This window comes from Candidatus Foliamicus sp. (genome assembly GCF_965221325.1).
In the GTDB taxonomy this organism is placed as follows: domain Bacteria; phylum Pseudomonadota; class Gammaproteobacteria; order Steroidobacterales; family Foliamicaceae; genus Foliamicus.
On record NZ_OZ244880.1, the window covers coordinates 833,082 to 853,994 of the forward strand.

Here is a 20,913-nt window from a genome sequence, read left to right on the forward strand (position 1 = left end):
CGCAGCGTGTCTGCTTGAACCGCCGCTTTGGGGTGGCCTGAATGGCGGAGCGGGACTACTACGAAGTGCTGGGCGTCGGTCGCGACGCCCCGGAAGCGGACATCAAGAAGGCGTACCGCCGCCTGGCCATGCGCTATCACCCGGACCGCAACCCGGACCAGAGCGAAGAAGCATCAAACCGCTTCAAGGAGGCCAAGCGCGCCTACGAAGTGCTGAGCGACTCGGAACAGCGCGCCGCCTACGACCAGTTCGGGCACGCAGGCGTGGATGCCAGCGCCGGCGCCGGCGGTCCGTCGTCCGATCCCTTCAACACGATTTTCGGCGACATCTTCGGCGAAGTGTTCGGCGGTCGTCGGGGCGGAGCCAGCCGGCCCCGCAAGGGCGCGAACCTGCGCTACCGGCTCGACCTCGATTTCAACCAGGCGATATTCGGCGACACGGTGCGGATCACGATTCCGCGCACGGTCACCTGTTCCACATGCACCGGATCGGGCGCCCGGCCGGGCACCGGAAAGAGCACTTGCGGGCGTTGCGGGGGCAGTGGCCAGACGCAGGTGCGCCAGGGCGTCTTTTCCATACGGCAAACCTGCGGCGCCTGCGGCGGCGAGGGCCGGGTCGTGTCCAGCCCCTGCGAGGACTGCGGCGGGAACGGCGCCGTGCGGAAGAGCGAGGAAATATCGCTGAAGGTGCCGCCGGGAGTCGATACCGGCGATCGCTCGCGGCTGCGCGGAAAAGGCAACGCGGGCCCCAGAGGCGGCCCCGCGGGCGATCTGCTTGTTGAAATGCAGGTGCGCCCGCACCCGTTGTTCGAGCGCGATGGTCCGCACCTGCATTGCCGCTTTCCAGTAAGCTTTGCGACCGCAGCCTTGGGGGGAGAAGTGGAAGTGCCCACGCTGAGCGGCGCCGTCAAACTCAAAGTTCCCGCGGGGACACAGTCAGGAAGCACATTCCGCGTGCGCGGCCGGGGAGTGAAGCCGGCTCGCGGCGGCCGACGTGGCGATCTCTACTGCCACGTGGAATTGGAAACGCCGGTGGCGCTGAGCCGCAAGCAGCAGCGCCTGCTCAAGGAGTTTGCCGGCGAAGCCGAGAAGGTTGGCGACCGCCAGCATCCGCGGCGCGCCAAGTGGCGCGATTGGGACGAGAAAGAGGCGCAGGAATCCGCGCGGAAAGAGTCATGAAGATCAGTGTGCTGGGCGCGAGCGGGCGCATGGGGCGCGAGTTGTTGGCGCGCGTGGCGGCGGACGCAGACCTTGAACTGATCGGCGCCCTGGCGGCGCCGGGCGATCCCTGGGTGGGCCGCGATGCGGGGCTGGCGGCCAGTCTGCCCGAGGCGGGTGTGCGGGTTACGGCATCCCCTGAAGAGAGCGTATCCGGCGCGGATGTGGCGGTGGATTTTTCGAGCGCCGCGGTCACGGCCGAGATTGCCGCGAACTGCGCTGCTGCCGGCTGCGCGCTGGTGGAAGGCGTGACGGGCATCTCCGCCGCCGGTCATGCGGCCCTCGATAAGGCTGCGACGCGGGTGCCGGTGCTGCAGGCCAGCAACATGAGCTTAGGTATTTTCGTGCTCGATGAATTGCTGCGGCTTGCCGCCCGGCGTTTGGGCGAGGAATACGACCTGGAGATCGTCGAAACGCATCACCGCGGCAAGGCCGACGCGCCTTCGGGCACCGCGCTGCAGCTTGGCCGGACAGCGGCGGCGGCCCGCGGGCGGGATTTCACAGAAGTCGCGGAGTTTCAGCGCCACGGCCAGACCGGGGCGCGCCGCAAGGGCGCCATCGGATTCAGTGCGGTGCGCGGTGGCGGGTTCTCCGGCAATCATTCGGTGCTCCTGGCCAGCGACGACGAAGTGCTTGAATTGCGGCACCAGAGCCTGAACCGCGGCGTGTTTGCCGCCGGCGCGCTGCGGGCTGCGCGCTGGCTTGTCGGGCGACCGCCCGCAAGGTACGATTTGTCCTCCGTAATGGATATGGCTTCCTCCGAGTGATTGCGGCGGGACGCTGCTTGCCCCGAACGGGGGAGACACGCTGATGCGACAAAACAGGCAGGCCGCGACGCTGGCCTTGGCGGGCGGGGCCGTGTTCCGGGGCTGGTCGGTGGGCGCCGACAGCGAGGCCGAGGGTGAGGTGGTTTTCAACACCGCCATGAGCGGCTACCAGGAAATTCTCACGGATCCTTCGTATTGCCGGCAGATCGTTACCCTCACCGTGCCGCACGTGGGAAATACCGGCGCCAACCGCGAGGATTACGAGTCGCGGCGCGCCTTCGCTGCCGGATTGGTCATCCGCGACCTGCCGGTCACGGAGAGCAACTGGCGCAAGGAAACGGGTTTTTCCGACTTCCTGCGTCGTGAGGGCGTGGTGGCGATAGCCGGCATAGATACGCGCCGGCTAACGCGCATCCTGCGCGAGGAAGGCGCCCAGCAGGGCTGCATTCTGGTGGGCGAAGGCCACGGCGAGGAAGCATTGGCCCGGGCCAAGGCTGCTCCTGGAATGGTGGGGATGGACCTGGCGCGGGTCGTCAGCGCTGACTCGGCGTACGAGTGGCCGGAGGGTTCCGACGATCCGGCGGTTGACTGGGTGATGGGCGCCGGAGAACCGAAATTCGAGCGCATCGTGGCCTACGATTACGGAATCAAGCGCAATATTCTCCGCTCTCTAGCGCGCCTGGGGCGGCGCGTGACGGTGCTGCCGGCCGAGGCGCCGGCATCCGAGGCTTTGGCGCTCAAGCCGGATGGCATTTTTCTTTCCAACGGGCCGGGCGATCCAGAACCTTGCGGGTATGCAATCGAGGCGGTACGCGAGATCCTGGATACCGGAACGCCGGTCTTGGGCATCTGTCTGGGACACCAGATTCTGGGCCTGGCCTGCGGCGCCCGCACCATGAAGATGAAGTTTGGTCATCACGGCGCCAACCATCCCATTCTGGATCTCGATACCGGCGAAGTGGCCATCAGCAGCCAGAACCACGGTTTTGCCGTAGACGAGGACAGCTTGCCCGATTCCCTGCGCGCCACGCACCGCTCGCTGTTCGACGGCACCTTGCAAGGTCTGGCCCACCGCAGCCGGCCCGCGATCGGTTTTCAGGGTCATCCCGAGGCCAGTCCGGGCCCGCATGACCTGGGCTACGCCTTTCGGCGCTTCGGCGAGATGATGGAACGCCATGCCGCGTAGGGACGACATCGAAAGTGTGCTGATTATCGGCGCGGGGCCGATCGTGATCGGCCAGGCTTGCGAGTTCGACTATTCCGGGGTGCAGGCTTGCAAGGCTCTGCGCGAAGAAAGCTATCGGGTGATTCTGGCCAACTCCAACCCGGCCACCATCATGACCGACCCGGAGACGGCCGACGCCGTCTATATCGAGCCGGTAAACGCTCGCTCGCTGGCCGCCGTGATTGCGCGCGAGCGGCCCGACGCGCTGTTGCCCACCATGGGTGGACAGACGGGGTTGAACGTGGCCCTGGAGCTGGAACGCGAGGGCGTGCTCGAGCAGTACGGCGTAGAGCTTATCGGCGCCCGCGGCGACGTGATCGACAAGGCCGAGGATCGCGAGCGCTTCCGCGACGCCATGCTCTCCATCGGGCTGGAAACGCCGCGTTCCTGGATGGTGCGCAGCGTAAAGGAAGCCATGGAGGTGATTTCCGAAATCGGCTATCCGACGATCATCCGGCCCTCGTTCACGCTGGGCGGAGTCGGTGGCGGCATAGCCAGGGGCGCCGAAGAGTTCGAACGCGCCATGGAGCGCGCGCTGGACGCTTCGCCCAGTCATTCCGCGCTGGTCGAAGAATCGGTGCTGGGCTGGAAGGAATTCGAGATGGAGGTGGTGCGCGACCGCCGCGACAACTGCATCATCGTGTGCTCAATCGAAAACGTCGATCCGATGGGCATACACACAGGCGACTCGATAACGGTTGCGCCGGCGCTGACGCTCACCGACAAGGAATATCAGCGTATGCGCGACGCATCGATCGCTGTGTTGCGCGAGATCGGCGTGGACACGGGCGGGTCCAATGTGCAGTTCGCGATTCATCCGGGCGACGGCCGCATGGTGGTGATCGAGATGAATCCCCGGGTCTCGCGCTCGTCGGCCCTGGCCTCCAAGGCCACCGGCTTTCCGATCGCCAAGGTGGCGGCCAAGCTTGCCATCGGCTACACGCTTGATGAACTGCGCAACGAGATTACCGCCGGGCTCACGCCGGCGTCCTTCGAGCCGGCCATCGACTACATCGTTACCAAGGCGCCGCGCTTTGCGTTCGAGAAATTCCCGCGCGCGGACGCCCGGCTCACCACCCAGATGAAGTCGGTGGGCGAAGCCATGTCGCTTGGCCGCACCTTCCAGGAGTCGCTGCAGAAGGCGCTGCGCAGCCTGGAGATCGGCATCGATGGCCTGAGCGAGCGCGTGGACGCGGACGATTCGGATGCGCGCGCCACGATTGGCGAGGAATTGCGCATCGCTGGCGCGGAGCGCCTGTTATACGTGGCCGACGCCCTGCGGCTCGGGATGAGCGAGAGCGAAGTCGTGGAGTTGTCGAGCATCGACCCGTGGTTCGTGGGTCAGATCGCCGACCTGGTGCGCGAGGAACAGCAAGTTCGTCAAGAAGGATTGGAAGGCTTGAGCGAAGATCGTCTGCGGCAGCTCAAGCGCAAGGGATTCGCCGACAGCCGGCTGGCGCAGTTGCTCGGCGTCGGCGAGCAGGATGTGTCCCGGCAGCGCCGGAGCGCGGGCATCCTGCCGGTGTTCAAGCGCGTGGATAGCTGCGCCGCGGAGTTTCCCACCTCCACCGCCTACATGTATTCCACCTACGAGGAAGAATGCGAGGCCGATCCGTCCGACCGGCCCAAGATCATGATTCTGGGCGGCGGGCCTAACCGGATCGGGCAGGGCATCGAGTTCGACTATTGCTGCGTACACGCGGCGCTGGCACTGCGCGAGGCGGGCTTCGAGACGATCATGGTCAACTGCAACCCGGAGACGGTTTCCACTGACTACGACACGTCCGACAAGCTCTATTTCGAGCCTCTGACGGTCGAAAACGTGATGGAAATCGTGGCGCGCGAGAAGCCCAAAGGAGTGATCGTGCAGTACGGCGGGCAAACGCCATTGCGCATCACACGCGCCCTGGACCAGGCCGGCGCGCCGATCATCGGCACCCCGCCGGACGCTATCGACCGGGCCGAAGACCGCGAGCGATTCAAGCGCCTGCTGGCGGAAGTGGGGCTCAGGCAGCCGGACAACCGCACCGCGCGCTCCGTGGAAGAGGCCGTGGAGCTGGCCCGCGAACTCAAGTACCCGCTCATTCTGCGGCCTTCCTACGTGTTGGGAGGCCGCGCCATGGACGTGATCCACGGCGAAGCGGAGTTGCTGCGCTACATGCACGACGCCGTGGCGGTTTCCAACGAAAGCCCGGTTCTGCTCGATGAATTCCTGCCGCGCGCCGTGGAGTTCGATGTGGACGCGATCTACGACGGCCAGCGCGTCCTGATCGGAGGCATCATGGAGCATATCGAGCAGGCCGGCGTGCATTCGGGTGACTCGGCCTGCTGCCTGCCGCCGGCCACCGCCAGCGCCGAGATTCAGGAAGAACTGGCCCGGCAGACCGAACAGCTGGCCCAGGCCCTGGGCGTGCGCGGCCTGATGAACGTGCAGTTTGCGCTGCAGGACGGCGATATCTACGTGCTTGAAGTCAATCCGCGGGCTTCGCGCAGCGTTCCCTACGTGTCCAAGGCGGTGGGTCTGCAACTCGCCAAGGTGGCGGCGTTGGTGATGGTGGGCAAAACGCTCGACGAGCAGGGCATAAGCGATCCGCCGCGTCCGGCTTATTTTTCCGTCAAGCAGTCGGTATTTCCGTTTTCACGGTTCCCCGGCGCCGATCCCATTCTGGGACCGGAAATGAAGTCCACCGGCGAGGTGATGGGCGTGGGCGGCAGCTTCGCCGAAGCCTACGCGCGCGCTCAGGAAGGCGCCGGCGTGGCGCTGAAGCGCGGTGGGGCGGCCTTGCTGTCATTGCGCGATGCCGATAAACCCGCTTCCGTGGAACTGGCGCGAATGCTTGAGCAGAAAGGCTTCGAGCTGGTGGCCACCCATGGCACGGCGAGCTTTCTGGCCCGCCACGGCGTGTCCTGCCGGCGCATCAACAAAGTGCGCGAAGGCCGCCCGCACATCGTGGACCTGATCTGCAACGGCGAGGTTGACCTGATCGTCAACACCAGCGAAGGCCGCGCCGCCATCCTCGAATCGCATGAGATACGCTCGGAGGCGGTGCGCAACAGCGTGACCTATTTCACTACCCTGGCTGCCGCCGAAGCCGCCTGCCAGGCCATCGACTACTTCGGCGCCGGCGCCGTGTCCTGCCTGCAGGACCTGCACGCGACCATAGCGGCATGACGCAGGTGCCCATGACGCCCGCAGGCGAGAGCGCCCTGCGCGACGAACTCAAGCGGCTGCGCAACGAGGAGCGCCCGCGGCTGGCGCGGGCCATCGGCGAGGCGCGCGCACATGGCGACTTGCGCGAGAACGCCGAATACCATGCCGCCAAGGAGCAGCAGGGTCTGGTGGAGGCGCGCATTCGCGACATCGAAGGCCGCCTGGCGCACGCGCGCGTCATTGACCTGGCGCGCATCCCCCGCGACGGCCGCGTCGTGTTCGGCGTGACCGTGGAATTGCAGCAACTCGACAGCGAGGAACGCCTGCGTTACCAGATCGTCGGCGAAGACGAGGCCAGAGTACGGGACGACGCGATTTCCTTCGTCTCGCCCATGGCCCGCTCGCTGATCGGCAAGTACGAGGGAGACGAGGTGGAATTAAGCGCTCCCGGCGGCTTGCGGTATTTCGAAATCCTGTCCGTCCACTACGAGTAAGCCCTCCCGCGCCGCTCGCGGTTGAGCATCGCCAGCGAATCCACGTCATAGTTGGCATACATATGTGCCAATATTCGCGTAATATTGGCTATTATGTATGCCAGATTACTTCCAACTCCGGCACAGTCCGTGTTTCTGTTTGGTCCGCGGGGAATCGGGAAATCCACGTGGCTGCGGCAGCGGTTCCCGCGCGCTGCGTACTACGACCTGCTGGATACCGGCGAGGCATTGCGGCTGGCCAAGGACCCGGGAGCACTGCATCGGGAACTTTCGTTGTTGCCCGAGCGCAGTTGGGTTGTCATCGACGAAGTGCAGAAGGTGCCGGAGCTGCTGGACGAGGTGCATCGCCTTATTGAACGGCACGGATTGCGTTTTGTCTTGTCCGGTTCCAGTGCGCGCAAGTTGCGTCGGGGTGGCGTGAATATGTTGGCGGGAAGGGCGGTCACCACCGCGATGTTTCCGCTCACGTCCGCGGAACTGTCGTTCAATCTGCAGCTCGAAAACGCGCTGCGCTTCGGGATGCTGCCCATGGCCGTGGATGGCGGCAATCCGGGCGACTACTTGCGCAGTTATGCGGCCACCTACCTGGAGCAGGAAGTTCGCGCTGAAGCGCTTACGCGAAATATTGGGGCTTTCGCGCGTTTTCTGGAAGTTGCCGCGCTGAGGAACGGGCAACTGACCAACGCGACCAATATCGCCCGGGAGGCAGGCGTCCATCGGCGCACCGTGGAGAGTCATTTCCAGATACTCGACGACACGCTGCTGGGATCCTGGCTGCCTGCATGGAAGCGCAAGCCCGCAACGCGCCAGGTATCGCGGAGCAAGTTCTACTTCTTCGATTGCGGGGTGGTTCGGGCGCTGACCGGCAGGCTGGCCTACCCGCCGACGCAGGAAGAACTGGGCGTCCAGATGGAGACTTTCGTTCTCAACGAAATTCGCGCCTACCTTTCCTACTCGAAGCTGGACTATCGGCTGCACTACTGGCGCACATATGACGGCGCAGAAGTGGACGCGCTGCTGGAGACCGCAAACGGCTTTCTGGCTCTGGAAATAAATGCGGCGTCCCGGTGGGAGAAACGTTACAACCGCGGCCTGCTCAGGCTTTCGGAAACGCTGGGCAAACAGCACACCACCTGCCTGGGCGTATGCACTGCAGAGCGTCCGGCCCGGTGGGGTAACGTGCTTGTGTTGCCGGTACTGGATTTCCTGAAACGCCTCTGGGATGGCGAACTGGTGCGCTGAAACGTATGCGCGGGAATCGTTGGGCAGATCATTGGACGCGGCGCGCAAAGGCCGAGGGCTGGCGCTCACGCGCGGTTTTCAAGCTGGAGGAACTGGATCGTCGCGATCGACTTTTCTCGCGCGGCGCCCGCGTCGTGGACCTGGGCGCGGCGCCCGGGGGTTGGAGCCAGTACGTGTCGCGCAAGGTGGGGCCGGGCGGCGTGGTCGTGGCGGTCGATATCGAGCCGGTAAAGCCGATTGATGGGGTGCTTGTGCTCCAGGGCGACGTGACCCGCGAGGCGGTGCTGGACCAGGTGCGCGCCGCGCTTGACGGGCAGGCCGATGCGGTGATTTCGGACCTGGCGCCGCGGCTGAGCGGGAACCGGGATTTCGACCAGGCCCGGTCGATGGAATTGGCCGTTATGGCGCTGGATGCGGCGTTGGAGTTGCTGCGGCCGGAGGGCTTGTTTGTGACCAAGCTGTTCCAGGGCGACGGGTTCGAGGAATTCCTCGCCGACGCCCGCGCTCGTCTGCGCAAAGTTCGTCTGCGCACGCCGAAAGCTTCCAGGCGGGCCAGCCGCGAGACCTACCTGGTGGGTTGCGCCTGAAGCTTGAAGATTCGCGCAACGTCCTCAAATCATCGATATGGACGCTATTACCCCGCGGTGGCGAAGCACTCCTGCGCTACAATCCGATGGCCGGTCAACGCGCAGACAGGCTGGTGTCGCCCCGCTGGCAGCAATCCTAATGAGAACAATGAACAATAACCGGAGACTGCCCTGAAGCTCGCAGGCTGCGCGCACCGAATACCGGCAATCGCCGCGGCAACAACACAATGAACAGACTCACCAAGAACCTTTTCCTCTGGCTGGTAATCGCACTGGCCCTGATGATGCTGTTGCGGCCGCTCAACGAACGCGCCGCGCAGGCCGAGGAAATCACGTTCTCGCAGTTTCTGGAGCTGGTCCGCGATGGCGCTGTGCGCGACGTGGAGATTCTTGAGGATCGCACGATTCAGGGCGAGCGCACCGGCGGGGACAAATTCGTTACCTACAGCCCGCCGTCCACGGACAATTCGGAATTGGTGCGCGAACTGACCACTAGCGGCGCGGTGGTCCGCTCCCCCAAACCTAAGTCGGACAGCCCGTGGCTGTCTTTCCTGCTTAACCTGCTGCCGTTTCTGCTGCTGATCGGCATCTGGCTTTATTTCATGCGGCAGATGCAAGGCGGCGTGGGCGGCCGCGGCGGCGCCATGTCGTTCGGACGCAGCCGCGCGCGCCTGCTCAATCCCGATCAGGCTCCGGTAACCTTCGAGGACGTGGCCGGTGTCGAGGAGGCCAAGGAGGAAGTCGGCGAAGTAGTGGAGTTCCTCAAGGACCCGTCCAAGTTTCAGCGCCTGGGCGGCAAGATTCCCAAGGGTATTTTGATGGTGGGGTCGCCCGGCACCGGCAAGACACTGTTGGCGCGCGCCATCGCCGGCGAGGCCGAAGCGCCGTTCTTCACGATTTCCGGCTCGGACTTTGTGGAAATGTTCGTGGGCGTGGGCGCCTCTCGGGTGCGCGACATGTTCGAGCAGGCCAAGAAGCAGGCGCCCTGCATCATTTTCATCGACGAGATCGATGCCGTGGGGCGGCACCGCGGGGCTGGCTTGGGCGGTGGCCATGATGAGCGCGAGCAGACGCTCAACCAGTTGCTGGTTGAGATGGACGGCTTCGCCGGCAGCGAAGGCATTATCGTCATCGCCGCCACCAACCGGCCCGACGTGCTCGACCCCGCGCTGCTGCGGCCGGGCCGTTTCGACCGCCAGGTGGTGGTTCCGCTGCCGGACATTCGCGGCCGCGAGCTGATCCTTGAAGTTCACATGCGCAAGGTGCCGGTACACGACAGCGTTTCGGCCAGCACCCTTGCGCGCGGGACGCCCGGTTTCTCCGGCGCCGATCTCGCTAACCTGGTCAACGAAGCCGCCTTGCTGGCGGGCAGGACCGGCGCCCGCACCGTCACCATGGAACAGTTCGAGCGCGCCAAGGACAAGATCCTGATGGGCGCCGAGCGCAAGTCGATGGTGATGAGCCCCGAGGAGCGCAAGCTCACGGCCTACCACGAATCCGGCCATGCCATTGTGGGCCTGAACGTGCCCGAGCACGACCCGGTGCACAAAGTCACCATCATTCCGCGTGGCCGCGCGCTGGGCGTCACGATGTTCCTGCCGGAAGTTGATCGCCACAGTCATTCGCGACAGCGCCTGATCAGCCAGATCACCAGCCTGTTCGGCGGCCGTGTGGCCGAAGAACTGGTGTTCGGCAAGGACGCGGTAACCACCGGGGCGTCCAACGACATCGAACGCGCCACCGCGATAGCGCGCAACATGGTAACCAAGTGGGGCCTCTCCCGGCGCCTGGGTCCGCTCACCTACAGCGAGGAAGATGGCGAGGTGTTCCTCGGTCGCGCGGTGACCCAGCACAAGCAGGTGTCCGACGCCACCGTGCATGCCATCGACAAGGAAGTGCGCGAGATCGTCGACACCGCCTATGAACGCGCCCGCAACATTCTCGCAGAGCACATGGAGCGGCTGCACGCGATGGCGGAAGCCCTGCTCAAGTTCGAGACCATCGAGCAGTCGCAGATCAAGGAGATCATGGAGGGGCAGGAACCCAGCCCGCCTCCGCAATGGGATCAGGGCGGCAAGAAAAAGAAATCGGCGGGCAAGAAGAGCAAGCGTTCGTCGGCAGCTCCCGATATCAGCAAGCCCGCCGAACAGCACTAAGCGCGACTTTCAAAGCGTCGCGGCGATTTCCTGGATAATTTTCCAGGCCTGGCGCACGTGGCGCTCTTCGGTGCGGGTCTGACCGACTGCAAAGCGGATCACGCGGCGGCCATCCACGGCGCCCGGCGTCAGATACAGGCGGCCATCGTCGTTGATGGCCTTTAGCAGGCGTGTATTGAGTGCATCCAAGGTCTCGGGTTTGGCGGTGGGCGGTGCGTAACGCCAGGTCACGAGCGCCAGGTTGGGGCCGGTAACGAGCTCGAAGTGCTCGGCAGCCTGGATTGCCTGCGCCAGTTCTTCGGTCCAGCGGATGTGCGCGCGAATCTTCTCCCGCAGCCCTTCGGCGCCGAAAGCGCGCAGCACGAACCATAGCTTGAGCGCGCGGAAGCGGCGTCCCAGGGATATGCCGTAATCGCGGTATTCGGTAATCTCCTCGTCGCGACTGTTCTGCAGATAGACCGGGTCGATCGACAGCGAGCGCTGCAGCGATTCCGGGTCCTTGAGAAAGTGCGCGGAGCAGTCGAAATTGGTGAACATCCACTTGTGGGGATTGAACACGAAGGAATCGGCGTGTTCGACGCCATTCAGGAGATGGCGCCATTCCGGCAGGATCAGCGCGCTTCCGGCCCAGGCGGCGTCCACGTGCAGGTAGATGTTCTCGCGTCGGCAGATGGCGCCGATTTCCGCCAACGGGTCGCTGGCGCCGGTGCCGGTGGTGCCGATCGTAACCACCACGCAGCCCGGCGCGCGGCCCGCTTGCCGATCGGCTGCAATGGCCTGCCCCAGGGCGCCGGGAACCATGCTCTGGTTTGCGTCCGTCTCGATGCTGCGTATGCAGTCCGCCGGGAAACCGGCGATGCGGGCCCCCTTGTGTACCGAAGAATTGGCCTCGCCCGAGGTGTAGAACACCTGACTGTCGAGGCTGGCCCGCGCGCGCGTCCTTTCGCGCGCTGCGAGCAAGGCGCATAGCGTCGCGCCGGACGCCGAATCCTGGATAACGCCGCGCCAGCCGCCCGGCAACCCCAGCAGGTCGCGCAGCCATTCCATCATCCGGGCTTCGAGTTCGTTGGCGGCCGGCGAGGTTTCCCAGAGCATGCACTGCGCAGCGATTCCCGCGGTGAGCATTTCGGCCAGTACCGAGGGCGAGCTTGAATTGGCCGGAAAATAGGCGAAGAACGATGGGTGCTGCCAGTGGGTAAGACCGGGCGGAATAAGCCGCTTGAAGTCGTCAAGAATCCGCTCCATCGATTCCGGCTGTTCCGGCGCGCGCTCCGGTAACATCTTCAGCAAATCGCCCGGCTGAGCTTGCGAGCGCACCGGGAAGCTCTCCACGGCTTCGAAGTAGTCGGCGATCCAGTCAACCACCTCGTGGGCGTGCCGGCGAAAGGCCTGGGTATCCAGGCCGTCAGTCATCGTCGAACCAGTCGTCGAGTTCCGTGCCTTTCAGTTCCATGATGGCGTGTTCGTTGAACGCCCGGTAGGCGGTCCAGTGCGAAATCTTGTCCTGCAGCGCGAGTTCCTGTTCCGCGTTCGCACTCTCCTCCTCCGCGCGGTACTTGGCGATCATGTTCGCCGCATAACTGTTGCAGCGTTCGAGAAATTCCTCGACGATGCGCTTTTTTTGGTCCGCCGTAGTCATCCGGTTCTCCCTAGGCTCGACCGATATACTACGCGGTGCTTGCCTGAGCGCCACCATGACTGCCTACCCCGACCTCGACGCCTATCGCCGCGCCCTGTTCGATTACGAGGACGAGTTGCTGGCCGGCATCATGCCTGCCGCGGTGGCGCGCGGCATGCCCGATATCTCCGTGAATGCCGAGACCGGGCAGGCGCTGGGCCTGCTGGCGAAGCTGATCGGCGCGCGCCGCATCCTGGAATTCGGGACGTTGGCCGGCTATTCGGGAATCTGGCTGGCTCGCGCGCTGCCGTCCGACGGACTGCTGATCACCAGCGAGCGCGAAGCTCTGCATGCGGAAATAGCCGCCGCCAACTTTCGGCGCGCCGGGGTTGAAGACCGGGTCCGGATCGTGCTCGGCGATGCCCTCGAAGTATTGCCCGAGCTCGCGCGCGAAGGGCCTTACGACCTGACTTTCATCGACACGGCGAAGGAAATCTATTGCGACGCGCTCGATTTCGCCTTGCAGAACACCCGCCCTGGCGGCCTGATACTGGGCGACAACACCGACTGTTTCGGCCAAGGCCACGAGCAACTGGCGCCCGATCATCCGGCCTACGGGATACAGCAATTCAACCGGCGCATAGCAACCGACAAGCGGCTCAAGTCCATGATTGTGCCGGTGGGCTCCTGGCTGTCCGTGTCCCTGGTGCTGCCGCACTCCGAATGATCTGCCGCCACATGCCCGCGGCCGTGCTTGCCGCCGTACTGGCGGTGTTCTCCGTGCCGCACGGTCTGGCCGGCGAAATCGTGACCGCGGCCGAGGGTGTGTATGCAGCTATCGGCTTCGGCCCGTCCAACTCCGTGGTGGTCGTGGGCGAGGATGCCGCAGTTCTCATTGACGCGCACCATTCCGCCGCTACAGCCGAGCGGGCCGCCGCTGCCTACCGCGAAGTGATCGATCTGCCCTTTGCAGCCGTGATCTACACTCATGGGGACCGCAGCCACGTGGCGGGCGCGGCCGCGTTCACCGGACGCCTGCTCTGGCCCGACACCTATGCCCGCGGCAATTTCTCGCTACGCAGCGTGGCGACCAGCGTGGAAGCGCTCAGGCGCCGGCAACGCCAGCGGGGGCTGCTGCTGGACCGCAGGCAACGCTCCGCTCCGCTCATCGATCCTCTGCCGCAGGATGTGGACACCGGAAATCGCTATCTACCGCCCGACAAGCTGATCCATGGCGACCGCTACCGGCTGCGCGTTGCTGGAATGACACTGGAGCTGATCGCGGCTCCGGGCGAGGCCGAAGATCACCTTTACGTGTGGCTGCCCGAGCGCCGGGTGCTGATCACCGGGGCGAACTTTCATTTCGGATTTCCCGGCAGCCTCGACGGCATCGGCAATGCCGCTACCAGCCTTGAAGTATGGGCCCGCAGCCTGGATCGGATGCGCGCCGAGGGCGCCGAGGTGCTGATTCCGGGACATACAAAGCCGCTGTTCGGCGCCGATACGATTCAGCGCGCGCTGGCCGACTATGCTGCGGCGCTGCGCTTTGTGCGCGACGCGACGCTGCGGGGCATTGACGCCGGTTGGGGACCCGACGAACTGGCGGCCACGATTCGCCTGCCGGCGGAACTTGCCGACAGCCCCGTATTGGAGGAAACTCACGGCACCCTGGAGTGGGCCGTGCGCTCCGTTTACGCGCGGCACATGGGGTGGTTCGACGGCGAACCCGCCGCTCTGCTGCCGTTGTCGCCGCGCACTCTCGCCTGGCGCCTGCACGAACTGGCCGAATCGAATATCTCGCTCGACGCCGCGCTGGATGGAGCGCTGCTGCTGGAAGATTACCGCTGGGCCGTCTATCTGGCCGATCAGCTTATGCAGATCAGGCCGGAGGACCCGCGCCACGCCGAGCGCAAGGCCCGGGCCCTGGAGGGCATGGCGCAACAGGCGGTCAATCCGCAGGCGCGCAACTACCTGCTGTCCGTCGCCAAGGAGCTGCGCCTCGACGAGGATTGACTCGCAGCGGGCCTCGGCAGTTTGCGGGCCAGGATCTTGAGGCCGCGAACGGCGGTGGCGTAGCTATTGATCGGTGTGCGGCGTGTCCGAGCCCGTTTGGAACTCCGCTACGCTCAGCAGCGAGCACTTGAGCCCGGTGTCCAACACGCCGACCACTTCGCCGGTGGCGATGTTCCGGCGCTGCAGCCGTCCGTGCAGGAAGTTGCTCATGTAGAAATGTTCGCCGTCCAGGGCCGGAGTGGCGCGCGTCCAGCCGCTCTCGAAAGGCGCGTCGTAGCTCTTGAGAACCTCTCCGCGCGCATCGAAAAGGACGGCTCCGAAGCCGCAGGCCATCAGCACTTCGCCGCCGGGAAGCAAGCCTACGCCATAAGTGCGCATGGCGTCGTCCTCGCCGAAAGCGGCGAAGTCGGGAAGCTGCTTGCGCGCGCGTGTGTCGTAGCGGCAAACCCGCCGGCCCGCTTCCGAAACGTAATACACAGTCTTGTCGTCCGCGCTCAGGGCCAGGTTGCTGACGCAATGCCGCCCGCCGCGCCCGCCGTCGATCTCGACCTCGTGGAAGTGCGCTGTTTCAGCGCCGGTATTGAACCGGATCAGCTTGCCGTCGCCATACCGATCCTTGATCGGCGCTCCGTAGAGGGAATGAACGCCGGTCAGGATGTCGCCATTACGCGCCAGGACCATGTTGCCGTAACGGCGCTCCGGCAGGTAGCTGCCCAGGCGGCGCCATGCGCCGTCGGCGCCGCAGGCGAGGATGCTGTTGCATTGCGGGTTGGTGGCGTAGAGGCGCTGATCGTTGGGGTTGAAGAGCAGACCCACGAGCATTCCTTCCTCGCCGGTTCGAAGCTCGCGCTTGACGTTGAAGTGCCGGTCGTAGTGCACAACTCGGCACTGTCCCGAAATGCCTTTGCGGTAATCGATGCTGCCTTGGTCGATCTCATTGAGCACCAGGAACAGATCGCCCGGCTGCAAGGCGCTTGGGCTGGCGGCGGCGGGGGGCGGCATGGCGTTGCGGTGCGGGTTGTTGTTCCCGGGCGCTAGGCGCCGCCGTTTAGCCGGAGATCCTTGGCCATCTTGGGCGCCGTGGAATTCGTCCAGCCCTCCACGCGCTTGTTCACCAGGAAGGCCCGGGACTGAAAGTGCGAGGGAATGACCGGGAAATCCGCCATCACCTGCCGCTCGATTTCACGCAGATACGCGATGCGCTCATCGGCGCTGCGTATGGTGTCGGCAATCGCCAGACGGCGGTCGATCTCGGGGCTGGCGTAGCCGGAATAGTTCCGGAAGCTGTCGCCCTGGATCAGCGCGAAGAACGATACCGGGTCGGAGAAGATGGCGTAATAGGTGAGCCGCATCACCTCGTATTCGCGTGTCGCGGCCTTCTTCATCAAAGCCCTCATGCCGGCGGTTTCCAGCTCGGCCTCCACTCCGGCCTGCTTCCACATCGCGCGATAGGCCACGGCCAGCCGGCGATCCCTTTCCAGCGGCGAGAACAGAAACGTGAACTTGAGCGGATTGCTGCGGTTGTAGCCGGCTTCATTCAGCAGCCGCCGCGCCTCGGCAAGCCGCTCGCCCGCATCCATCCCGGCGTACGCCGGAAGCTGCGGCGGGCTTTCCCAGATGGCCGGTGGAACCACCGAATAGGCAGGCTCGTCGCCGGTCTTGAGCAGTTTCTCCACGATCACGTCGCGGTCAATCGCCAGCGACAGCGCTTTGCGCACCCGAATGTCATCAAACGGCGGCTGGGTGTTGTTGATCGACAGGTAGCCGAGACCGATTCCGCGCGCAATCTGGAACTCCTCAGGGCGGCTCTCAGCGAGGTTCTCGTACTGGTTGAAGGGAATATTGAGAATCACGTCCAGTTCGCCGGCCAGGAAACGCTTCATCGACGTGGTGGGCGAGGGCACCGGGTAGTAGAACACTTCGTCGATCGATACCGCATCCGCCGAGTGGTAGTGCGGGTTCCTGACCAACTGGTAGTAGGTGTTGGTCACGACCTTGTTGAGCATGTAGGCGCCGTTGGTGACCATGGTGCCCGGCTGGGTCCATTTCCTGCCGTGCTGCTCGATAACATGCGCCGGCACCGGGGCGTTGCTGTAGGAAGCCAGCAAGCCGATGAAATAGGGCGCCGGGCCTTCCAGGGTTATCTCCAGCGTTGATGGATCGATCGCCCTCACGCCCAGCGAATCGACGGGCTGTTCGCCCCGCGCGATGGCCGTCGCGTTCAGAACCGGGAACAAGGCGCTGGCGCCGCGCGTGCCCGACTCGGGATCGAGCATCCGCTTGAACGAATACACGAAGTCCCCGGCCGTGATCGCCTGGCCGTCCGACCATTTCGCGTTGTCTCGCAGCCGGAACACATACACCGTGCCGTCCTCGGAAACGCTCCAGCTTTCCGCCATGCCGGGCTGGGTTGCGCCTTCCGGGGTCCGCGAGACCAGGCCTTCGAACAGGTCGTACATGATGGCGCCCGCCGAGTTGCCCACCACGTATTGCGGATCGAAAGTGGGCAGTTCGTCATTGGTGCCGCGCCGCAGCACCCCGGCGTACGCTTCCGGCGCCGCAAGGCAGAGCAGCAACGCTGCCGCAAGCGCCCACTGAATAGTCTTTGATTGTGCGAATTGCATGAAGATCACTTTTTCTTGCGCTCCGGTAGCCTGCCAGCGAGCCGGGCGCAGCCCTTGCCTGCGCACTAGCCAGACGCCCGTTTGCGAGCGCCGATTCCAGCAAAGTTTATAGCGAGTCTTCGCCGCCCAAGTCAAGCGGAAAAACCGAGGGGTAAAGAGAAATCACAACCGCCGCAACCGCCCGCTATCAGCATCGCTCAAAACAGCAAAATGCCTGCGGGGAAGGAACCCTAGAGGGTTACACTAGTTGTTCGAAGTTGACGGCTTTGGGGCAGAAGGGGGATCCAAAAATGCATGTAAGGAAAAAGGTTCTCGCCTCGCTCGTTATTTTGAGCGGAAGTTTTGCCCTGGCGTCCTGCGCGCCGGAAGCTGGCGATAACGGACCATCGAGTGACGCTGTTGCAGCGTCGAAGATCAGCTATGACGAGGGCCAGCGGGCGTTTCGAGAGCGCAATGTCGCTGACGCCGTCACGCACTTCCGGGCCGCAATCGACCTCGACCCCAACAACACCCAGGCGCACGAGATGTTCATCTTTGCCTCTCAGGACCTGGGCAGATCGGAAATCAGCGCCGAGCTGGATGAAAGCGCCCGCAATGCGGCAATGAAGGCCGCCGCGGATGAGTCCTTTGAGAGTCTGCTTGCTCTCTACCAGGAATGGTCGCAGGACTCGCCCGATAGCGCAGCCTACAAGTGGGCGATCGGTCAGCTCTACATGTACCGGGATTATGACAAGGTCAGGCAGTACACGAACGAGGCGATCGCCCTGGATCCGGGCCTTTCCGACGCCTACGCCACTTTGGCGCTCATGGCTGACGTGAGCGGAGACAAGGAACTGCAATTGGAGCTGCTGAAAAAGGCGGCGGAAACCTCGCCGAACAGTCCCGACAATGCGTTCTACTACGCCGCGGCACTGCACCAATCCGACCCCGCGTCAGGGCGAGAGAAGTCCCTCGAACTTGCCGAGCGATTCCCCGACAGCGAGCGCGGCGCGCAGGCGCTCTACTGGCTTGCCTACCGCACCGAGGATCGCGAAGAGAAAATTGCCCTCTACGAGCGGCTGCGCGCGACCTACCCGCCCGAAGAGTTTGATTGGTCCGCTTCGGGAATGAGTCTGCTGGCGGACCTGTATTCCGAATCGGCGCCGGACAAGGCCCTCGCCATTGCCGAGCAGATGGTTGCGGCGACAGCCGAAGATCCGGATAGCTGGAGTGCCGGGATCTGGAACGAGCGGCTTGCGTTTCAGCAAAGCGTGATAAAAGGCAGCGAACAGATCGCCGCCGGAGAATTTCAGCAGGCCGTGGAATTGCTGCAGGAGACAACGATTCCGCGATTCGTCAACGCCGATGTGTTCCACGAAACCAGAGCCAGGGCGTTGGATGGCGCCGGTCACACCGTCGAAGCCTATGAGTATCTGCTTCCACTGGCGGCGAAGGAGCCGACGGACGCGGTGCGGGCGGCGACACTCGTTTACGCAGAGAAACTCGGTAAAGGAGACGAAACAGTCAAGGCCGAGATCAGGGATGTGCTGGAAGCGAACGCGGAGGAGCTTGAGGACTACTCCTTCGAGCGCTACGACAACGGCGAGCAGGTATCGCTATCCGATTTCAGGGGCAAGGTCGTGCTCCTGAACTTCTGGTATCCGTTCTGCGGACCCTGCCGCGGCGAAAATCCGGAACTGCAGAAAGTTCTGGAGAAGTACGGCCCCGAGGGATTCGAGATTCTTGCACTCAACGTGCACCCGGAAGAAGACCAGTTCGTCCTGCCGTACGCTACCGGCAACGGATTCGATTTCATCCAGTTGCGCAGCAATATGGAGTTTGCCCAAGCGGAGTTCCAGGCCCGAGGCATGCCGACAAATTTCCTTCTGGATATTGAGGGGCGCCAAGTCCTCCGACTCCCCCCGATCACAGGAACGCAAGTCAGGACACTGGAGCTCCAGATTGAATCGCTATTGTCCGAAAAGCGCGCGGCAGAACGACTGATGTCGGACGTTGTGGCACCGCCCCCCGAGCAGACGGAAGTCGAAAAGCCGGGTCATGCCGGAGTAATCGCGTCTGTCAATCCGAGCGAATTGCAGGCCGGTGCGCAAGCCTTCATGACCATTGAGTTGGAACTGGTTCCGGGCACGCACGCAAACTCGGACTCGCCGGCGGATTCGGCGTTGATTCCGACGACGTTTTTCCCCGACTCGGTGGAAGGCGTCGCGTGGGAACAGGTGATCTATCCGCCGCCGACCGAAGTCATCGAGTGGTACTCCGTGGATCCACTGCCGGTTTTTGAGGATGGCGCCGTTATACAGGCCCGCCTGACGGTCGAGGAAGATGCCGTTCCAGGACAGCTCGACCTATCGGGCCAACTGCGCATTCAGGTTTGCGATGCCGACTTTTGCTATCCGCCGGAACGCGTGCCGGTTACGGCAGCCATTACCGTGATTGACCAGGAAATCCCTTCCCGCGAAGCTTCCTGATCGCGCGATGCCGATGACACGCCCCGCCGGGGCGTGAAAAAAGATAGCCAGCGAAACCCTCCGGACGTTCAGCGGCTTTTCGCCACCGCCTCAGTCACGGTCGTAATAGTCGTCGTCATCGTAGTAGTCGTCATCATCATAGTAGTAGCCGGTGATGAAAACGAAACTGAAACTCACTTCACTGTCCAAGGGACTAGGCGCAATTCCGGGGGCGCCCGCCATGCGCATGCCGGAGCGCTGCAGCGCGGATATGGTAGCGGCACATCTATCGCCTTGCTGGACCAATAACCCGACCGAAGAGGTCACGCTCGAATTGCGCACTGTGATGGTGCCATCGGGGTTTGTTACGCAACGGAAAACGGCAACTCTGTCCGGACGGTAAATCTGCGCGTTTGCCCCTGAGGTGAGCAGTCCGGTAACGGCCGACAGCGACAAGACAGCGACTAACCCCGCAGCAACCAGAAGTATCGTCTTTCTCTTCATAGGAACTCTCCTGATATGAGGCCCATTTGTCCACATATCCTAGCATGGCCATGAATTGGCTTTGAGCGCTGCGAGTACGTCATGAAGCGACTCGACCACTTCGTGTCCTAATCGGCGCAAATTCGAGGTCGGAACGACAAGATCCGGCACCTGAAACACATAACAGCCCGCCGCTGATGCCGAACGCACACCGTTGGCGGAATCCTCCAGCGCCCAGCACCGATCAGGTCGTACGCCAAGCCGTTGCGCTGCCGTGATATACGGTTCGGGCGCGGGCTTGCCTTGCTCAACGTCATCCCCGGCCACAACGACTGAGAAGTAACCGCTGAGTCCTGACAGAGCAAGTTTGGTGGCGGTCAGACTTGAATGGGTCGAGGTAGCGAGAGCGCACGGAAGTTCTCGCTTGTTGGCATACCTCAGCAGTTCAACCGCTCCGGGCTTCACATCCGCGGGTCGGTTTTCCAAGTGGTCATTTCGGCGCTTCAGCCAAGCGGAGTGAACAGCCTCCCAAGGAAAGTCGGGACAATGGCCGTTGCGCAGAATCTTCTCGGTGTCCGAGCCGGTGGTTCCTATGCAATCTGCATAGACTGTCATGTCGGGAGATTGCCAGCCGGCGTCGCGGCACGCTTCTTCAAAAGCGTCTCGATCAAGGCGCTCGGTGTCGAGAAGGAGCCCGTCCATGTCGAAAATCAGGGCGTCGGGATTTGACCTCTGCTGGCGCGAGAACATATCCGGATGCCGTTGTCTGTCCTTTGCAGCAGTTAGGCATTCGGTGTAGATAATTCAGGATCAACTGACAGTGGCACCAACATCGCACCGTGTGCCATGATCGTCCTTCCTATCGTTGCGCCGCCCATACTAGCCACGA

Annotated in this window: 17 protein-coding genes; 11 read left to right on the top strand and 6 right to left on the bottom strand. The window is 63.7% G+C overall.

What is annotated here, in order from left to right; translation table 11 throughout:
* Positions 1 to 41: 41 nt before the first annotated feature.
* From dnaJ to ftsH, 8 genes are all read left to right on the top strand, one after another.
* Positions 42 to 1,178 carry a molecular chaperone DnaJ gene (gene dnaJ, locus ACWCOO_RS03855; protein WP_446831639.1) on the top strand — a complete coding sequence of 379 codons (1,137 nt, stop codon included), beginning with the start codon at positions 42 to 44 and terminating at the stop codon, positions 1,176 to 1,178.
* Positions 1,175 to 1,984, top strand: a complete 810-nt coding sequence (dapB, locus tag ACWCOO_RS03860; protein WP_446831640.1) for a 4-hydroxy-tetrahydrodipicolinate reductase — start codon at positions 1,175 to 1,177, stop codon at positions 1,982 to 1,984. The genes dnaJ and dapB overlap by 4 nt, the downstream gene beginning before the upstream one ends.
* Positions 1,985 to 2,027: 43 nt before the next feature.
* Entirely contained in the window at positions 2,028 to 3,170 is a 1,143-nt protein-coding gene (gene carA, locus ACWCOO_RS03865) for a glutamine-hydrolyzing carbamoyl-phosphate synthase small subunit (protein ID WP_446831641.1), read from the top strand.
* On the top strand, positions 3,160 to 6,381 hold the full coding sequence (carB, locus tag ACWCOO_RS03870; protein ID WP_446831642.1) for a carbamoyl-phosphate synthase large subunit: 3,222 nt from the start codon (positions 3,160 to 3,162) through the stop codon (positions 6,379 to 6,381). Before carA ends, carB begins: the two co-directional genes overlap by 11 nt.
* On the top strand, positions 6,378 to 6,854 hold the full coding sequence (greA, locus tag ACWCOO_RS03875; RefSeq protein ID WP_446831643.1) for a transcription elongation factor GreA: 477 nt from the start codon (positions 6,378 to 6,380) through the stop codon (positions 6,852 to 6,854). Before carB ends, greA begins: the two co-directional genes overlap by 4 nt.
* A gap of 129 nt (positions 6,855 to 6,983) precedes the next feature.
* A complete protein-coding gene (locus tag ACWCOO_RS03880; protein WP_446831644.1) occupies positions 6,984 to 8,096 on the top strand; it encodes an ATP-binding protein in 1,113 nt (370 codons plus the stop codon).
* Positions 8,072 to 8,683 (top strand): RlmE family RNA methyltransferase, encoded by a 612-nt coding sequence (locus ACWCOO_RS03885; protein ID WP_446831997.1) that lies wholly within the window; start codon positions 8,072 to 8,074, stop codon positions 8,681 to 8,683. The genes ACWCOO_RS03880 and ACWCOO_RS03885 overlap by 25 nt, the downstream gene beginning before the upstream one ends.
* Before the next feature lie 227 nt (positions 8,684 to 8,910).
* On the top strand, positions 8,911 to 10,839 hold the full coding sequence (ftsH, locus tag ACWCOO_RS03890; RefSeq protein WP_446831645.1) for an ATP-dependent zinc metalloprotease FtsH: 1,929 nt from the start codon (positions 8,911 to 8,913) through the stop codon (positions 10,837 to 10,839).
* Between the two features lie 9 nt (positions 10,840 to 10,848).
* On the opposite strand, the gene ACWCOO_RS03895 is transcribed toward ftsH, so the two are convergent.
* Together ACWCOO_RS03895 and ACWCOO_RS03900 are read right to left on the bottom strand one after the other, a co-directional pair.
* The gene (locus tag ACWCOO_RS03895; RefSeq protein WP_446831646.1) at positions 10,849 to 12,252 is read right to left on the bottom strand and encodes a pyridoxal phosphate-dependent decarboxylase family protein; all 1,404 of its coding nucleotides are present in this window, start codon (positions 12,250 to 12,252) and stop codon (positions 10,849 to 10,851) included.
* On the bottom strand, positions 12,245 to 12,478 hold the full coding sequence (locus ACWCOO_RS03900; protein WP_446831647.1) for a hypothetical protein: 234 nt from the start codon (positions 12,476 to 12,478) through the stop codon (positions 12,245 to 12,247). The genes ACWCOO_RS03895 and ACWCOO_RS03900 overlap by 8 nt, the downstream gene beginning before the upstream one ends.
* Positions 12,479 to 12,533: 55 nt before the next feature.
* Here ACWCOO_RS03900 and ACWCOO_RS03905 point away from each other — a divergent pair, with 55 nt between their 5' ends.
* Positions 12,534 to 13,184: an O-methyltransferase gene (locus tag ACWCOO_RS03905; RefSeq protein WP_446831648.1), complete on the top strand. Its 651-nt coding sequence runs from the start codon at positions 12,534 to 12,536 to the stop codon at positions 13,182 to 13,184.
* Between the two features lie 11 nt (positions 13,185 to 13,195).
* Complete coding sequence (locus ACWCOO_RS03910; RefSeq protein ID WP_446831649.1) at positions 13,196 to 14,470, top strand: alkyl sulfatase dimerization domain-containing protein; 1,275 nt, start codon at positions 13,196 to 13,198, stop codon at positions 14,468 to 14,470.
* A gap of 63 nt (positions 14,471 to 14,533) precedes the next feature.
* Here the strand turns inward: ACWCOO_RS03910 and ACWCOO_RS03915 are convergent, their stop codons facing one another.
* Both ACWCOO_RS03915 and ACWCOO_RS03920 read right to left on the bottom strand, forming a co-directional pair.
* The gene (locus ACWCOO_RS03915; RefSeq protein ID WP_446831650.1) at positions 14,534 to 15,472 is read right to left on the bottom strand and encodes an SMP-30/gluconolactonase/LRE family protein; all 939 of its coding nucleotides are present in this window, start codon (positions 15,470 to 15,472) and stop codon (positions 14,534 to 14,536) included.
* Between the two features lie 32 nt (positions 15,473 to 15,504).
* A complete protein-coding gene (locus ACWCOO_RS03920) occupies positions 15,505 to 17,094 on the bottom strand; it encodes a peptide ABC transporter substrate-binding protein (RefSeq protein WP_446831651.1) in 1,590 nt (529 codons plus the stop codon).
* 290 nt (positions 17,095 to 17,384) lie between these two features.
* Between ACWCOO_RS03920 and ACWCOO_RS03925 the strand changes: the two genes are divergently transcribed.
* Positions 17,385 to 19,562 carry a redoxin domain-containing protein gene (locus tag ACWCOO_RS03925; RefSeq protein ID WP_446831652.1) on the top strand — a complete coding sequence of 726 codons (2,178 nt, stop codon included), beginning with the start codon at positions 17,385 to 17,387 and terminating at the stop codon, positions 19,560 to 19,562.
* A gap of 90 nt (positions 19,563 to 19,652) precedes the next feature.
* Here ACWCOO_RS03925 and ACWCOO_RS03930 read toward each other — a convergent pair whose 3' ends face one another.
* Both ACWCOO_RS03930 and ACWCOO_RS03935 read right to left on the bottom strand, forming a co-directional pair.
* On the bottom strand, positions 19,653 to 20,045 hold the full coding sequence (locus ACWCOO_RS03930) for a hypothetical protein (protein WP_446831653.1): 393 nt from the start codon (positions 20,043 to 20,045) through the stop codon (positions 19,653 to 19,655).
* 39 nt (positions 20,046 to 20,084) lie between these two features.
* A complete protein-coding gene (locus tag ACWCOO_RS03935) occupies positions 20,085 to 20,774 on the bottom strand; it encodes an HAD family hydrolase (protein ID WP_446831654.1) in 690 nt (229 codons plus the stop codon).
* Positions 20,775 to 20,913 lie beyond the last annotated feature (139 nt).

What these genes read in the sequence shown, in the direction of transcription:
- carB (WP_446831642.1), top strand. Translation starts at nt 3,160, where the DNA reads ATGCCGCGTAGGGACGACATCGAAAGTGTGCTGATTATCGGCGCGGGG.
- greA (WP_446831643.1), top strand. Translation starts at nt 6,378, where the DNA reads ATGACGCAGGTGCCCATGACGCCCGCAGGCGAGAGCGCCCTGCGCGAC.
- ACWCOO_RS03910 (WP_446831649.1), top strand. Translation starts at nt 13,196, where the DNA reads ATGCCCGCGGCCGTGCTTGCCGCCGTACTGGCGGTGTTCTCCGTGCCG.
- ACWCOO_RS03900 (WP_446831647.1), bottom strand. Translation starts at nt 12,478, where the DNA reads ATGACTACGGCGGACCAAAAAAAGCGCATCGTCGAGGAATTTCTCGAA.
- ACWCOO_RS03905 (WP_446831648.1), top strand. Translation starts at nt 12,534, where the DNA reads ATGACTGCCTACCCCGACCTCGACGCCTATCGCCGCGCCCTGTTCGAT.
- dapB (WP_446831640.1), top strand. Translation starts at nt 1,175, where the DNA reads ATGAAGATCAGTGTGCTGGGCGCGAGCGGGCGCATGGGGCGCGAGTTG.
- ftsH (WP_446831645.1), top strand. Translation starts at nt 8,911, where the DNA reads ATGAACAGACTCACCAAGAACCTTTTCCTCTGGCTGGTAATCGCACTG.
- ACWCOO_RS03895 (WP_446831646.1), bottom strand. Translation starts at nt 12,252, where the DNA reads ATGACTGACGGCCTGGATACCCAGGCCTTTCGCCGGCACGCCCACGAG.
- ACWCOO_RS03935 (WP_446831654.1), bottom strand. Translation starts at nt 20,774, where the DNA reads ATGTTCTCGCGCCAGCAGAGGTCAAATCCCGACGCCCTGATTTTCGAC.
- carA (WP_446831641.1), top strand. Translation starts at nt 2,028, where the DNA reads ATGCGACAAAACAGGCAGGCCGCGACGCTGGCCTTGGCGGGCGGGGCC.
- dnaJ (WP_446831639.1), top strand. Translation starts at nt 42, where the DNA reads ATGGCGGAGCGGGACTACTACGAAGTGCTGGGCGTCGGTCGCGACGCC.
- ACWCOO_RS03925 (WP_446831652.1), top strand. Translation starts at nt 17,385, where the DNA reads ATGCATGTAAGGAAAAAGGTTCTCGCCTCGCTCGTTATTTTGAGCGGA.
- ACWCOO_RS03930 (WP_446831653.1), bottom strand. Translation starts at nt 20,045, where the DNA reads ATGAAGAGAAAGACGATACTTCTGGTTGCTGCGGGGTTAGTCGCTGTC.
- ACWCOO_RS03915 (WP_446831650.1), bottom strand. Translation starts at nt 15,472, where the DNA reads ATGCCGCCCCCCGCCGCCGCCAGCCCAAGCGCCTTGCAGCCGGGCGAT.
- ACWCOO_RS03920 (WP_446831651.1), bottom strand. Translation starts at nt 17,094, where the DNA reads ATGCAATTCGCACAATCAAAGACTATTCAGTGGGCGCTTGCGGCAGCG.